General features: G+C 45.3%; 12 protein-coding genes and 4 tRNA genes. 14 read left to right on the forward strand and 2 right to left on the reverse strand.

Annotation, left to right across the window (positions count from 1 at the left end):
• Positions 1–44: 44 nt before the first annotated feature.
• The gene (locus tag VEA_RS02815) at positions 45–476 is read right to left on the reverse strand and encodes a GNAT family N-acetyltransferase (RefSeq protein ID WP_041852878.1); all 432 of its coding nucleotides are present in this window, start codon (positions 474–476) and stop codon (positions 45–47) included.
• A gap of 101 nt (positions 477–577) precedes the next feature.
• On the opposite strand from VEA_RS02815, the gene murB reads away from it, so the two are divergent.
• Positions 578–1,621, forward strand: a complete 1,044-nt coding sequence (murB, locus tag VEA_RS02820; protein ID WP_006742763.1) for a UDP-N-acetylmuramate dehydrogenase — start codon at positions 578–580, stop codon at positions 1,619–1,621.
• Positions 1,618–2,583 (forward strand): bifunctional biotin--[acetyl-CoA-carboxylase] ligase/biotin operon repressor BirA, encoded by a 966-nt coding sequence (gene birA, locus VEA_RS02825; protein WP_006742764.1) that lies wholly within the window; start codon positions 1,618–1,620, stop codon positions 2,581–2,583. Before murB ends, birA begins: the two co-directional genes overlap by 4 nt.
• Before the next feature lie 7 nt (positions 2,584–2,590).
• Here birA and coaA read toward each other — a convergent pair whose 3' ends face one another.
• A complete protein-coding gene (gene coaA / locus VEA_RS02830) occupies positions 2,591–3,514 on the reverse strand; it encodes a type I pantothenate kinase (RefSeq protein ID WP_005398335.1) in 924 nt (307 codons plus the stop codon).
• Between the two features lie 205 nt (positions 3,515–3,719).
• Here coaA and VEA_RS02835 point away from each other — a divergent pair.
• From VEA_RS02835 to rpoB, 12 genes are all read left to right on the forward strand, one after another.
• Positions 3,720–3,795 (forward strand) — tRNA-Thr (locus VEA_RS02835).
• A 36-nt stretch (positions 3,796–3,831) separates the two neighbouring features.
• Positions 3,832–3,916 (forward strand) — tRNA-Tyr (locus VEA_RS02840).
• Between the two features lie 35 nt (positions 3,917–3,951).
• Positions 3,952–4,026 (forward strand) — tRNA-Gly (locus VEA_RS02845).
• 13 nt (positions 4,027–4,039) lie between these two features.
• Positions 4,040–4,115, forward strand: a tRNA-Thr gene (locus tag VEA_RS02850).
• 102 nt (positions 4,116–4,217) lie between these two features.
• Entirely contained in the window at positions 4,218–5,402 is a 1,185-nt protein-coding gene (tuf, locus tag VEA_RS02855; RefSeq protein ID WP_012841309.1) for an elongation factor Tu, read from the forward strand.
• A gap of 266 nt (positions 5,403–5,668) precedes the next feature.
• Positions 5,669–6,049: a preprotein translocase subunit SecE gene (secE, locus tag VEA_RS02860; RefSeq protein ID WP_005397258.1), complete on the forward strand. Its 381-nt coding sequence runs from the start codon at positions 5,669–5,671 to the stop codon at positions 6,047–6,049.
• A gap of 13 nt (positions 6,050–6,062) precedes the next feature.
• Complete coding sequence (gene nusG / locus VEA_RS02865) at positions 6,063–6,611, forward strand: transcription termination/antitermination protein NusG (RefSeq protein WP_005384681.1); 549 nt, start codon at positions 6,063–6,065, stop codon at positions 6,609–6,611.
• Between the two features lie 164 nt (positions 6,612–6,775).
• Positions 6,776–7,204: a 50S ribosomal protein L11 gene (gene rplK / locus VEA_RS02870; RefSeq protein WP_005384682.1), complete on the forward strand. Its 429-nt coding sequence runs from the start codon at positions 6,776–6,778 to the stop codon at positions 7,202–7,204.
• Between the two features lie 4 nt (positions 7,205–7,208).
• Positions 7,209–7,910, forward strand: coding sequence for a 50S ribosomal protein L1 (gene rplA, locus VEA_RS02875; protein ID WP_005384683.1), 702 nt, complete (start codon positions 7,209–7,211; stop codon positions 7,908–7,910).
• A 293-nt stretch (positions 7,911–8,203) separates the two neighbouring features.
• Entirely contained in the window at positions 8,204–8,698 is a 495-nt protein-coding gene (gene rplJ / locus VEA_RS02880) for a 50S ribosomal protein L10 (RefSeq protein WP_005397270.1), read from the forward strand.
• A 57-nt stretch (positions 8,699–8,755) separates the two neighbouring features.
• Positions 8,756–9,124, forward strand: coding sequence for a 50S ribosomal protein L7/L12 (gene rplL, locus VEA_RS02885; RefSeq protein WP_005397273.1), 369 nt, complete (start codon positions 8,756–8,758; stop codon positions 9,122–9,124).
• 252 nt (positions 9,125–9,376) lie between these two features.
• Positions 9,377–13,405 carry a DNA-directed RNA polymerase subunit beta gene (gene rpoB / locus VEA_RS02890; RefSeq protein WP_012841310.1) on the forward strand — a complete coding sequence of 1,343 codons (4,029 nt, stop codon included), beginning with the start codon at positions 9,377–9,379 and terminating at the stop codon, positions 13,403–13,405.
• Positions 13,406–13,417: the final 12 nt, after the last annotated feature.

The raw sequence follows: 13,417 nt of genomic DNA on the forward strand, positions 1-13,417 counted from the left end.
AATATTGCGAACCTGCCATTTTATCAAAGATATGATTTACCTGGCTACAAAAGCGCGCGTTTTGATGTCGTTGAAGAGATGAATTGCATTGGAATGAGATCTTTACCGCTATCTACATAGCGTTGAAATGCCATTTTTAACGGGTGTGGTAGCTCAGAGCAATCAATGGTTTTGAATCCATGCTTAGAATAATAGGATTCGAGATGTGTAAACGCGAAGCAATAATCGCCATCAATGAAAACATTGTTTTTACAATATCTTAGTAGTTCTTCTCCAATGCCTGTTCCCCTAAGTGTCGGAATGACCAGCATTCCCGTCAGCAACCGAGATCTATCCACAGTTTTTAAGCGTAGTAACGCAACGATTTCACCTTTATGGCTCGCTGTAATGATCAGTTCATCCTTTTTGGCTCGACCCGAAGGGTAATGCGCTTTGTACAACCTCTTGATGAGAGGGAGCTTGATAGGATTTAACACTTCTATGATTAATGAGTCAGGTATTGTCACTGCGGTTAAAAGATAACTAATGTAGAATGTCGACAGTTTAAGAGAATCTTATCTGACGTTGCAAACCTACTATGCAAATTAAAACAAATGCAAGCCTTAAGGCTTACCATACTTTTGGGATTGAACAGTCGTGTTCCTATTTAGCGACCATCGAGTCGCTCGAGGAGGTTATCCAACTATTTCAAGACCCGAGATTCACCCATTTACCGAAACTTTTTTTAGGTAAAGGAAGTAATGTTCTTTTCACTGAGCATTTTGACGGGTTAGTGATCGTTAATCGACTCATGGGTAAAAATGTGACGGAAACGGATGACCAATACCTATTGCATATTGCAGGTGGTGAAGACTGGCCTGATTTGGTTTCCTGGTGTGTGAGTCAGGGAATTGGTGGGTTAGAAAACCTAGCCCTGATCCCTGGCTGTGCAGGCTCGGCTCCTATTCAAAACATTGGAGCCTATGGACTAGAGCTAAAAGACATTTGTGACTACGTGGATGTTCTTGATCTAACTACATTTGAAAATAGAAGAATGAGCGCCAGAGACTGTAACTTTGGCTACCGAGACTCCATTTTTAAACACGCTTTGCATGAAAAGTGCTTTATTACTGCACTAGGGCTTAAGTTGGCTAAGCAATGGCAACCGATTAATCAATATGGTCCTTTAAAAGATATTCCGGAAGAACAACTTAGCCCAGCAACAATCTTCGAGCGAGTTTGCCAAGTGCGAACGGAGAAACTGCCGGATCCAGTCAAGGTAGGTAACGCAGGAAGTTTCTTTAAAAACCCAGTGATCACTCAAGATCATTATGATCGGCTCATGAAGCAACATACTAATATCGTGGCCTATCCAACTCCTGGCGGAATGAAAGTCGCGGCTGGTTGGCTGATTGATCAGTGCGGATTAAAGGGGAAGTCTGTGCATGGTGCACAGGTCAACCCTATGCAAGCCTTGGTTTTGACCAACATGGACAACTGCAGTGCCGATGATGTTGTAGCACTTGCTTCCCTAGTGAAGCAGGCTGTGTGGGATAAATACCAAATAGAACTTGAGCATGAAGTGCGATTTCTGAACCGCACCGGGGAAACCAACCTGGCTCAGATCGAGGCGTTAAGATGAGAAAAGATCACTCTACGAAACTTCATATCTTAAAGTCATTAAGTAACGGCGAGTTTCATTCTGGAGAGGCGCTGGGCGAAGCCCTGAATGTATCCAGAGCGGCAATAGCTAAGCATATTAAAGGTCTTAGTGAGTGGGGCATTGATATTTATCGAGTGCAAGGGCGCGGTTACCAGTTGGCATCACCATTGCAGTTGCTAGATGAAGCTCTCCTTACTGCTAGTGCGGAGTCACTTGTTGAGCTTGTTCCTGTGATTAACTCAACCAACCAGTATTTGCTTGATAGAGTTGCAGAGTCAGAAAAGGGCCGTGTTTGTATAGCTGAGTATCAAGCACAAGGACGTGGTCGCCGCGGTAGACAATGGATCTCTCCATTTGGCTCTAACTTATACCTATCCATGTACTGGCGATTAGATGCGGGAATGGCCGCGGCAATGGGCTTAAGCCTTGTTATTGGTATTGCCGCAGTGGAAGCACTAGAAGAAATGGGCATACAAGGCGTTAAACTCAAGTGGCCAAATGACCTGTATTATCAAGATAAAAAACTGGCAGGAATCTTAGTGGAGATGTCAGGGCAGGCCGGTGGTGCTGCTCATCTTGTGATTGGGATGGGGCTCAATATTGGAATGCCTGATGAGCAACCTGAGATTGATCAACCATGGACAACATTGAATCAGGTAAACGAGAGTCTCGTGATCGATAGAAATGTCCTAGCGACGACGCTTATCCAGCATTGGAATTCCGCACTTATCGAGTATGAACTGAAAGGACTTACCAGCTTTGTCGAACGTTGGAATCGATTAGATAACTTTCTCAATCGTCAAGTCAAGCTGCTCATCGGACCTAGAGAGGTGCACGGCGTCATACGCGGCATTGATCATCAAGGCGGGATATTACTCGAAACCTCCCAAGGGCTAGAGACTTACATTGGTGGTGAAATCTCGTTGCGTAAAAGCGATTGACGTTCAATTACTTTCGCAAAGATACCTTATCAACCAAGTGGTTGACGCCTTTGTGTAGAATCAAATGGGCTCTTTCTCGGGTTGGAAGAATATTCAGCTCCAAGTTGAGCCCATTAATATCATGCCAAATTTGTTTCGCTTTTTGCTTTGCTTCATCGACTGACAGTTGCGTGTAGTGACTAAAATAAGAACCGGGTTTAGTAAAAGCCCCTTGGCGAAACTTTAAAAATCGTTCCACATACCACTGTTCAATTGTCTCTGTTTCAGCATCGACATAGATCGAAAAATCCAAAAAATCAGAGACAAAGACGCGATGTGGATCATGCGGATAATCCATTCCACTTTGTAGAACGTTTAAACCTTCAATGATAAGAACATCGGGTCTATCCACTTTTCTTAGTTCATCAGTAATGTCATACGTGATGTGAGAATAGATGGGTACTTCAAGATCGGGTTTTCCCGCCTTTACGTCAGACATGAACTCGACTAAACGCTTGATATCATAGGACTCAGGAAACCCTTTACGATGCATGATACCGCGTTCTTCTAGTACCTTTTTCGGATATAGAAAGCCATCTGTAGTGACCAAGGACACTTTGGGATGATTCTCCCAACGAGAAAGCAATGCGGTCAGAATACGAGCTGTCGTACTTTTGCCTACAGCGACACTGCCGGCGATACCAATCACAAAAGGAGGGGCATGTTCTTCCGTATTCAAGAATTGTTGTAATACAGAGTTGCGGCTTTGACGCGCTTGGACGTAAAGATTCAAAAGACGAGACAAAGGAAGGTAGATTTCTACCGCTTCCTCCATGGTTAGGTTTTCATTAATGCCCTGAAGCGCAGTCAAGTCGTCTTCAGAAAGTGTCATCGGTACAGAGTTTCTTAACTCGGCCCAATTTGCACGGTCAAATGACAAAAATGGACTCATGGGTCTCTTTTATCCTTGGTTTAGTAGAAGCAAGAACATACATCAAGCGAACTTCAAAGCAAACGACAAAGGTCGAAGTTTACTTTAAAAAAGCCAAGTTTGTACGAATTTGCAGCAAACGAATCTAAAAAATCGAATTTTATGATTTTTTTTAAAATTACTATTGCAACCTCGAAAATCATTCAATAGAATGCGCACCACTTATGCCGACTTAGCTCAGTAGGTAGAGCAACTGACTTGTAATCAGTAGGTCACCAGTTCGATTCCGGTAGTCGGCACCATTCTTTCCTTTAGTAGTCTGAATGGCTTGAAAATTTGGAGGGGTTCCCGAGTGGCCAAAGGGAGCAGACTGTAAATCTGCCGGCACTGCCTTCGATGGTTCGAATCCGTCCCCCTCCACCATATTCTTTAGGAAATAGCTCTCAGAGTTACGTGTTGCGGGCATCGTATAATGGCTATTACCTCAGCCTTCCAAGCTGATGATGCGGGTTCGATTCCCGCTGCCCGCTCCACTCTAATTTGAGTGCTGATATAGCTCAGGTGGTAGAGCGCATCCTTGGTAAGGATGAGGTCGGCAGTTCGAGTCTGCCTATCAGCACCAGCTCTCAAGTTTATTTCCTTTTGATATTAGATTTACCAATTATCTTTTTTTGGTTGCGTGGTCAATTTGGGCCACCTAAATCCGTACCTAGAGGGACCACTCATGTCTAAAGAAAAATTTGAACGTACGAAACCGCACGTTAACGTTGGTACTATCGGCCACGTTGACCACGGTAAAACAACTCTAACTGCAGCTATCTGTACTACTCTTGCTAAAGTTTACGGCGGTGTAGCTAAAGACTTCGCATCTATCGATAACGCTCCAGAAGAGCGTGAGCGCGGTATCACAATCGCAACTTCTCACGTTGAGTACGACACTCCAACTCGTCACTACGCACACGTTGACTGTCCAGGACACGCGGACTACGTTAAAAACATGATCACTGGTGCTGCACAGATGGACGGTGGTATCCTAGTTGTTGCTGCGACAGATGGCCCAATGCCACAAACTCGTGAGCACATCCTACTAGGCCGTCAGGTTGGTATCCCATACATCATCGTATTCATGAACAAATGTGACATGGTTGACGATGAAGAGCTACTAGAACTAGTAGAAATGGAAGTTCGTGAACTTCTATCTGAATACGATTTCCCAGGTGATGACCTACCAGTTATCCAAGGTTCTGCACTAGGCGCACTAAACGGCGAAGAGCAGTGGGAAGCGAAAATCGTTGAACTAGCTGAAGCTCTAGATACTTACATCCCTGAGCCAGAGCGTGCGGTAGATCAGCCATTCCTAATGCCTATCGAAGACGTATTCTCAATCCAAGGTCGTGGTACAGTAGTAACTGGTCGTATCGAGCGTGGTATTCTAACTGTAGGTGACGAAGTTGCTATCGTAGGTATCAAGGAAACAACTACTACAACATGTACTGGTGTAGAGATGTTCCGTAAGCTTCTAGACGAAGGCCGTGCAGGTGAGAACGTTGGTGCACTTCTACGTGGTACTAAGCGTGACGAAGTTGAACGTGGTCAAGTACTAGCTAAGCCTGGTTCAATCACTCCACACACTAAGTTCGAATCAGAAGTATACGTACTGTCTAAAGATGAAGGTGGTCGTCACACTCCATTCTTCAAAGGCTACCGTCCACAGTTCTACTTCCGTACAACTGACGTAACTGGTGACATCCAGCTACCAGAAGGCGTAGAAATGGTAATGCCAGGTGACAACGTACAGATGACTGTTGAGCTAATCGCACCTATCGCAATGGACGAAGGTCTACGCTTCGCGATCCGTGAAGGCGGCCGTACAGTAGGTGCTGGTGTTGTTGCTAAGATCTTCGACTAATTCATAGCGAATTAGCGATGCTTTCGGAAAATCTTGAATTAGATTTGACGAACCAGTAGCAAAAAGGGCATCATTTGATGCCCTTTTTCTGCACTCAACATTATTTTTGCTGTTTTCTTGTTCAGAAGTGGGTTGGGCGCAGAGCAAGATTAAGCAAAGATGCTTAATCTTAAGAAGAGTACGCTGATTTTTTCAGCGATATGGAGTTTGCCCTGCAACAGCGGGGTTGTTGTCGTCTATATTAAGACTTGTAACAGGTTGGTTTTATGAAAGCAAATAATGCTGAAACTCCTGATAGCTCAAACGCAGCAGATACGTTTAAGTGGTTAGCCGCTTTCGTATTGGCAGCTGCCGCTGTTGTGGGTAATTACCTGTATGGTGAAATGTCTGTAGTGGTTCGTGCTGCAGGCGTTGTTGTTCTTATTGCAGCTGCCTTAGGCGTTGCAGCAACAACGACTAAAGGTAAAGCAGCGATCAGTTTTGCAAAAGAATCGCGTATGGAAGTACGTAAAGTTGTTTGGCCTACTCGCCAAGAAACCATGCAAACAACACTGATCGTTTTAGCTGTAAGTATTGTAATGGCTCTAGTGCTATGGGGTATTGACGGAATTATGGTTCGTCTAGTAGCTCTAGCAACTGGGGTATAGAGGGTTTTTATTCATGAGTGAAGCTCCAAAAAAACGCTGGTATGTGGTTCAAGCCTTCTCTGGATTTGAAGGTCGTGTAGCTCAATCTCTGCGCGAGCATATCAAAATGCACGGCATGGAAGAGCTATTCGGTGAAGTACTTGTTCCTACTGAAGAAGTAGTAGAAATGCGCGCGGGTCAGCGTCGCAAATCTGAGCGTAAGTTCTTCCCAGGTTACGTCCTTGTTCAGATGATTATGAACGATGAATCATGGCACCTAGTACGCAGTGTGCCGCGTGTCATGGGCTTCATTGGTGGTACCTCAGACCGTCCGGCACCTATCACGGATAAAGAGGCTGACGCGATTCTTAATCGTCTTGAGAAAGCGAGTGAAGCGCCTCGTCCGCGTACAATGTACGAAGCGGGTGAAGTGGTACGTGTTAACGAAGGTCCATTTGCTGACTTCAACGGTACTGTTGAAGAAGTGGATTACGAGAAGAGCCGCCTGAAAGTGTCTGTCTCGATCTTTGGTCGTGCGACACCAGTTGAGCTTGAATTTGGTCAGGTTGAAAAGCTGGACTAAGACTCTTCGTTAAAGAGTATAAAAAATCACCTTTTTAGGGTTGTATAAGGCGCGGATTATGACTATAATTTCGCGCCTTTTTACTTCAAGTGAAGTAAAAAGTTTCTTACACAAACGGGGAGCTGATCCGCGATTAGCGTTTGTACCCAAACTTAGGAATTATCATGGCTAAGAAAGTTGAAGCTTACATCAAGCTACAAGTTGCTGCTGGTATGGCTAACCCTAGTCCACCAGTAGGTCCTGCACTAGGTCAACACGGTGTGAACATCATGGAATTCTGTAAAGCGTTCAACGCAAAAACAGAATCTATTGAGAAAGGTCTACCAACTCCAGTAGTTATCACAGTATACAGCGACCGTTCTTTCACGTTCGTAACTAAGACTCCACCTGCTGCTGTTCTTCTTAAGAAAGCTGCTGGCGTTAAGTCTGGTTCAGGTCGTCCAAACACTGAAAAAGTTGGTACTGTAACTGACGCTCAAATCCAAGAAATCGCAGAAACTAAAGCTGCTGATATGACTGGTGCTGACATCGAAGCGATGAAGCGTTCTATCGCTGGTACTGCTCGTTCAATGGGCCTAGTGGTAGAGGGTTAATAAGATGGCAAAACTAACTAAGCGCATGCGCGTAATCCGCGAAAAAGTTGACGTAACTAAAGAATACGAAATCAACGAAGCTGTAGCTCTTCTTCAAGAACTAGCGACTGCGAAATTCGTTGAGTCTGTAGACGTTGCTGTTAACCTAGGCATTGATGCTCGTAAATCTGACCAGAACGTACGTGGTGCAACTGTACTACCTCACGGTACTGGCCGCGAAATCCGCGTTGCAGTGTTCACTCAAGGTGCTAACGCTGAAGCAGCTAAAGAAGCTGGCGCAGACATCGTAGGTATGGAAGATCTTGCTGAGCAAGTTAAGAAAGGCGAAATGAACTTTGACGTAGTTGTTGCTTCTCCAGATGCAATGCGCGTTGTAGGTCAACTAGGTACTATCCTAGGTCCTCGCGGTCTTATGCCAAACCCTAAAGTTGGTACTGTAACTCCTAACGTTGCTGAAGCGGTTAAAAACGCTAAAGCTGGTCAGGTTCGTTACCGTAACGACAAAAACGGCATCATCCACACTACTATCGGTAAAGCAAACTTCTCTGCTGAGCAGATCAAAGAGAACCTAGAAGCACTTCTAGTTGCTCTGAAGAAAGCTAAGCCATCTTCAGCGAAAGGTACTTTCCTGAAGAAAGTAAGCATCTCTACTACTATGGGTGCTGGTGTTGCTGTTGATCAGGCTAGCCTGAACACTCAAGCATAATTTATTTGCTTAGGCGCAAAATTAGTGTATAATTTTGCGCCTAATATTTGTGGTTGGGGCTGAACTTTGGTTCTTTGAACTGTCTCCTAGTTCGAAATGAATTAAGACCCAGTCTCCGTCCAAGACCGTAGGTGTTTGTGTAAAAGCAAACTTAATTATCCTACGTAGATGGTGCCCGAACTGACAGAAAGCTCTATGTAATATAGTTAACTTTCTTCTGGGGAAGCACCTCAATAGCTCTCACTGTCGTGATGATAGTGAGTGGTGTAACGACAACCAGGAGTAAATCCAAGATGGCTTTAAACCTTCAAGACAAAAAAGCAATTGTTGCTGAAGTCAACGAAGCTGCCAGTGGTGCACTTTCTGCAGTTGTAGCTGATTCTCGTGGCGTTCAAGTTGGCGCGATGACTTCTCTACGTAAACAAGCTCGTGAAGCTGGCGTTTACATGAGAGTTGTTCGTAACACTCTTGCTCGTCGTGCGGTTGAAGGTACTGAGTACGAGTGTCTAACTGACACTTTCACTGGTCCTACACTAATCGCATTCTCTAATGAGCACCCAGGTGCTGCAGCGCGTCTTTTCAAAGACTTCGCTAAAGAGAACAAAGATTTCGAGATCAAAGCTGCTGCTTATGAAGGCGCTTTAACTGACGCTGAAGTACTAGCAACACTACCAACTTACGACGAAGCAATTGCACGCCTAATGATGTGCATGAAAGAAGCTTCGGCTGGCAAGCTGGCGCGTACTATCGCAGCTATCCGCGATCAAAAACAAGAAGCAGCGGCATAAGCCTTGCTTTTTACTGGTTGCTTAATAAACTTATTGTTGACTTAAAAGAGAATTGTTATGTCTATTACTAACGAGCAAATCCTAGACGCAGTTGCAGAAATGTCTGTAATGCAAGTTGTTGAACTAATCGAAGCAATGGAAGAGAAATTCGGTGTTTCTGCTGCTGCTGCTGTTGTAGCTGGCGGCGCTGCTGGCGGCGAAGCTGCTGCTGAGCAAACTGAATTCGACGTAATCCTAGAAGCTGCTGGCGGTAACAAAGTTGCTGTAATCAAAGCAGTACGTGGCGCAACTGGCCTAGGTCTTAAAGAAGCTAAAGCTCTTGTAGACGGCGCTCCAGCACCTCTTAAAGAAGGTGTTGAGAAAGCAGAAGCTGAAGCTCTTAAAGCTCAGCTAGAAGAAGCTGGTGCAACTGTTGCTGTTAAGTAATTATTGCATAGTTTCTTAGCCTAACGGCTAATTGGCTGGTGGTTTTTTAACCACCGGCCTTTTTGCGCTGTAGGGTATAGGCGAATTTTCCCGCTGTTTAAGCGCCTGATATCCATGCAAAAAACATTTCATTCTTACGAAATGAAATGTCACTACAGTAAACAGCTATATTAGTCACTGTCCCTTACCCCCCTTAAGTAACTAGGAGCGGGCGGACAGTTTGGGTCACTTATCAGCGAGCTGAGGAACCCCATGGTTTACTCTTATACCGAGAAAAAGCGCATCCGTAAGGACTTTGGTACTCGTCCACAAGTTTTGGACATTCCATACCTGCTATCGATCCAGCTCGATTCGTTCGACAAATTCATCGAACAGGATCCTGAAGGTCAATACGGTCTTGAAGCCGCTTTCCGTTCTGTATTCCCGATTCAGAGCTACAACGGCAATTCTGAGCTGCAATACGTTAGCTACCGTCTTGGTGAGCCAGTTTTTGACGTTAAAGAATGTCAAATCCGCGGTGTAACTTACTCAAAGCCACTACGTGTAAAACTACGCCTAGTTATCTTTGATAAAGACGCGCCAGCAGGTACTGTAAAAGACATTAAAGAACAAGAAGTCTACATGGGTGAAATTCCACTCATGACAGACAATGGTACCTTCGTAATTAACGGTACCGAGAGGGTTATCGTATCCCAGCTGCACCGAAGCCCAGGCGTGTTCTTCGACAGCGATAAGGGTAAGACCCACTCTTCAGGTAAAGTTTTATACAACGCACGTGTTATTCCTTACCGTGGTTCATGGCTTGATTTCGAGTTTGATCCTAAGGATAACTTGTACGTTCGTATCGACCGCCGTCGTAAGCTACCAGCATCGATCATTCTTCGTGCACTAGGTAAGTCGACAGAAGAAATCCTAGATCTCTTCTTCGAGAAAGTGAACTTCGAAGTGAAAGACCAAACTCTATTGATGGAGTTGGTTCCAGATCGTCTACGTGGTGAAACTGCGTCATTCGACATCGAAGCGAATGGTAAAGTTTACGTTGAGCAAGGTCGTCGCGTAACAGCTCGTCATATCCGCCAACTAGAAAAAGATGGTGTTGATCACATCGAAGTACCAGTTGAGTACATCGTAGGTAAAGTTGCATCAAAAGATTACATCAATGAAGCAACTGGCGAGATCATTGTTAACGCTAACCAGGAAATCAGCCTGGAAGCACTAGCGAACCTATCTCAGGCTGGCCACAAAGCGCTAGAAGTTCTATTTACGAACGATCTAGACCACGGTCCATTCATGTCAGAAACACTACGTATCGACAGCACGGTTGATCGTATTTCTGCATTGGTAGAAATCTACCGCATGATGCGCCCTGGTGAGCCGCCAACAAAAGAAGCTGCAGAAGCTCTATTCGAAAGCCTATTCTTCTCTGAAGAGCGTTACGATCTATCGACTGTTGGTCGTATGAAGTTCAACAGCTCTATCGGCCGTGAAGATGCTCAAGAGCAAGGCACACTTGATGAAACTGATATCATCGAAGTGATGAAGAAGCTGATCGCGATCCGTAACGGTAAGGGCGAAGTGGACGATATCGACCACCTAGGCAACCGTCGTATCCGTTCTGTAGGCGAAATGGCTGAGAACCAGTTCCGTGTAGGTCTAGTACGTGTTGAGCGTGCAGTTAAAGAGCGTCTAAGCCTAGGCGATCTTGACGCAATCATGCCTCAAGACTTGATCAACGCGAAGCCAATTTCTGCGGCAGTTAAAGAATTCTTTGGCTCTTCACAGCTTTCACAGTTCATGGACCAAAACAACCCGCTATCAGAAGTAACGCACAAGCGTCGTATTTCTGCATTGGGTCCTGGCGGTCTAACTCGTGAACGTGCTGGCTTCGAAGTACGTGACGTACACGTAACGCACTACGGTCGTCTATGTCCTATCGAAACGCCTGAAGGTCCAAACATCGGTCTGATCAACTCTCTATCTGCGTTTGCGCGTTGTAACGAGTACGGTTTCCTAGAGACACCATACCGTCGCGTTGTAGATGGCGTAGTAACAGACGAAGTAGATTACCTGTCTGCAATCGAAGAAGGCCAATTTGTTATCGCTCAGGCGAACGCTAAGCTAAACGAAGATGGTACTTTTGCAGATGAGCTGATCACAGCTCGTCAGAAAGGTGAATCTGGTCTACACCCTCGTGAGCACGCTCAGTACATGGACGTTGCGACAAACCAGGTTGTATCTATCGCTGCATCGCTTATCCCGTTCCTAGAACACGATGATGCGAACCGTGCATTGATGGGTGCGAACATGCAACGTCAGGCAGTTCCGACACTGAAAGCTGACAAACCGCTTGTTGGTACTGGTATTGAACGTAACGTAGCAGTTGACTCAGGTGTAACTGCAGTTGCGAAACGTGGTGGTGTAATCCAGTCAGTAGATGCTTCTCGTATCGTTGTTAAAGTAAACGAAGACGAGCTAGTACCAGGTGAAGCTGGTATCGATATCTACAACCTAACTAAATACACACGTTCTAACCAGAACACATGTATTAACCAACGCCCATGTGTGATGCCAGGTGAACCTGTATCACGCGGTGACGTGCTTGCAGATGGTCCTTCGACAGACCTAGGTGAGCTAGCGCTTGGTCAAAACATGCGTATCGCGTTCATGCCTTGGAACGGTTACAACTTCGAAGACTCGATCTTAGTATCTGAGCGCGTAGTTCAAGAAGACCGCTTCACGACAATCCACATTCAAGAACTTACTTGTGTGGCGCGTGATACTAAGCTGGGCTCTGAAGAGATCACAGCTGATATTCCAAACGTAGGTGAATCTGCTCTGTCTAAACTAGACGAGTCAGGTATCGTTTACATCGGTGCTGAAGTTAAGGGTGGCGACATCCTAGTTGGTAAAGTAACACCTAAAGGTGAAACTCAGCTAACGCCTGAAGAGAAGCTACTACGTGCTATCTTCGGTGAAAAAGCATCTGATGTTAAAGATACTTCACTACGTGTACCTAACTCTGTATCAGGTACGATCATCGACGTTCAAGTCTTCACTCGCGACGGCGTAGAGAAAGACAAGCGTGCGCTTGAAATCGAACAGATGCAGCTTAAAGAAGCGAAGAAAGACCTAACTGAAGAATTCCAGATTCTTGAGGGTGGCCTTCTAAACCGTGTTAAAGCTGTATTGATTGAAGGCGGTTACTCTGAAGCGAAACTAGACACTACTGATCGTAAGAAGTGGCTAGAACTAACGCTAGAAGATGACGCACTACAAACTCAACTTGAGCAACTTGCTGAGCAGTGGGACGAGCTAAAAGCTGACTTCGATAAGAAGTTCGAAACTAAGCGTCGTAAGATCACTCAAGGTGATGATTTAGCACCTGGCGTACTGAAGATCGTTAAGGTTTACCTAGCGGTTAAACGTCGCATTCAGCCTGGTGATAAGATGGCGGGTCGTCACGGTAACAAGGGTGTAATCTCTAAGATCAACCCTGTTGAAGACATGCCATACGATGAAAAAGGTCAGCCTGTAGACATCGTACTTAACCCACTGGGTGTACCTTCGCGTATGAACATCGGTCAGATCCTAGAAGTACACTTAGGTCTGGCAGCGAAAGGTATCGGTGACAAGATCAACCAGATGGTTAAAGAGCAGCAAGAACTAGCGAAATTCCGCGAGTTCCTACAAAAAGTTTACGACCTAGGCGATACTCGCCAGAAAGTAGACATTGCTTCTCTATCTGATGATGAAGTACGTACTCTGATCAAGAACTTGCGTGGCGGTCTACCAATCGCGACTCCTGTATTTGATGGCGCTCCAGAAGAGTCAATCAAAGCACTTCTTGAGCTAGCAGATCTACCAACATCAGGTCAGTTAACACTGTTTGATGGTCGCACAGGTGATGCGTTTGAGCGTCCTGTAACTGTTGGTTACATGTACATGCTGAAACTGAACCACCTTGTTGATGACAAGATGCACGCTCGTTCAACTGGTTCGTACAGCCTAGTAACTCAGCAGCCACTAGGTGGTAAAGCTCAGTTCGGTGGTCAGCGTTTCGGTGAGATGGAAGTATGGGCACTAGAAGCATACGGTGCTGCTTACACGCTACAAGAAATGCTAACGGTTAAGTCGGATGACGTTAACGGCCGTACTAAGATGTACAAAAACATCGTAGACGGTAACCACAGCATGGAACCTGGCATGCCAGAATCGTTCAACGTACTGTTGAAAGAGATCCGCTCGCTAGGTATCAACATCGAGCTAGAAGACGAAGAGTAATCCTTTCTCTCT

It is taken from the genome of Vibrio antiquarius, assembly GCF_000024825.1.
GTDB classification, from domain to species: domain Bacteria; phylum Pseudomonadota; class Gammaproteobacteria; order Enterobacterales; family Vibrionaceae; genus Vibrio; species Vibrio diabolicus.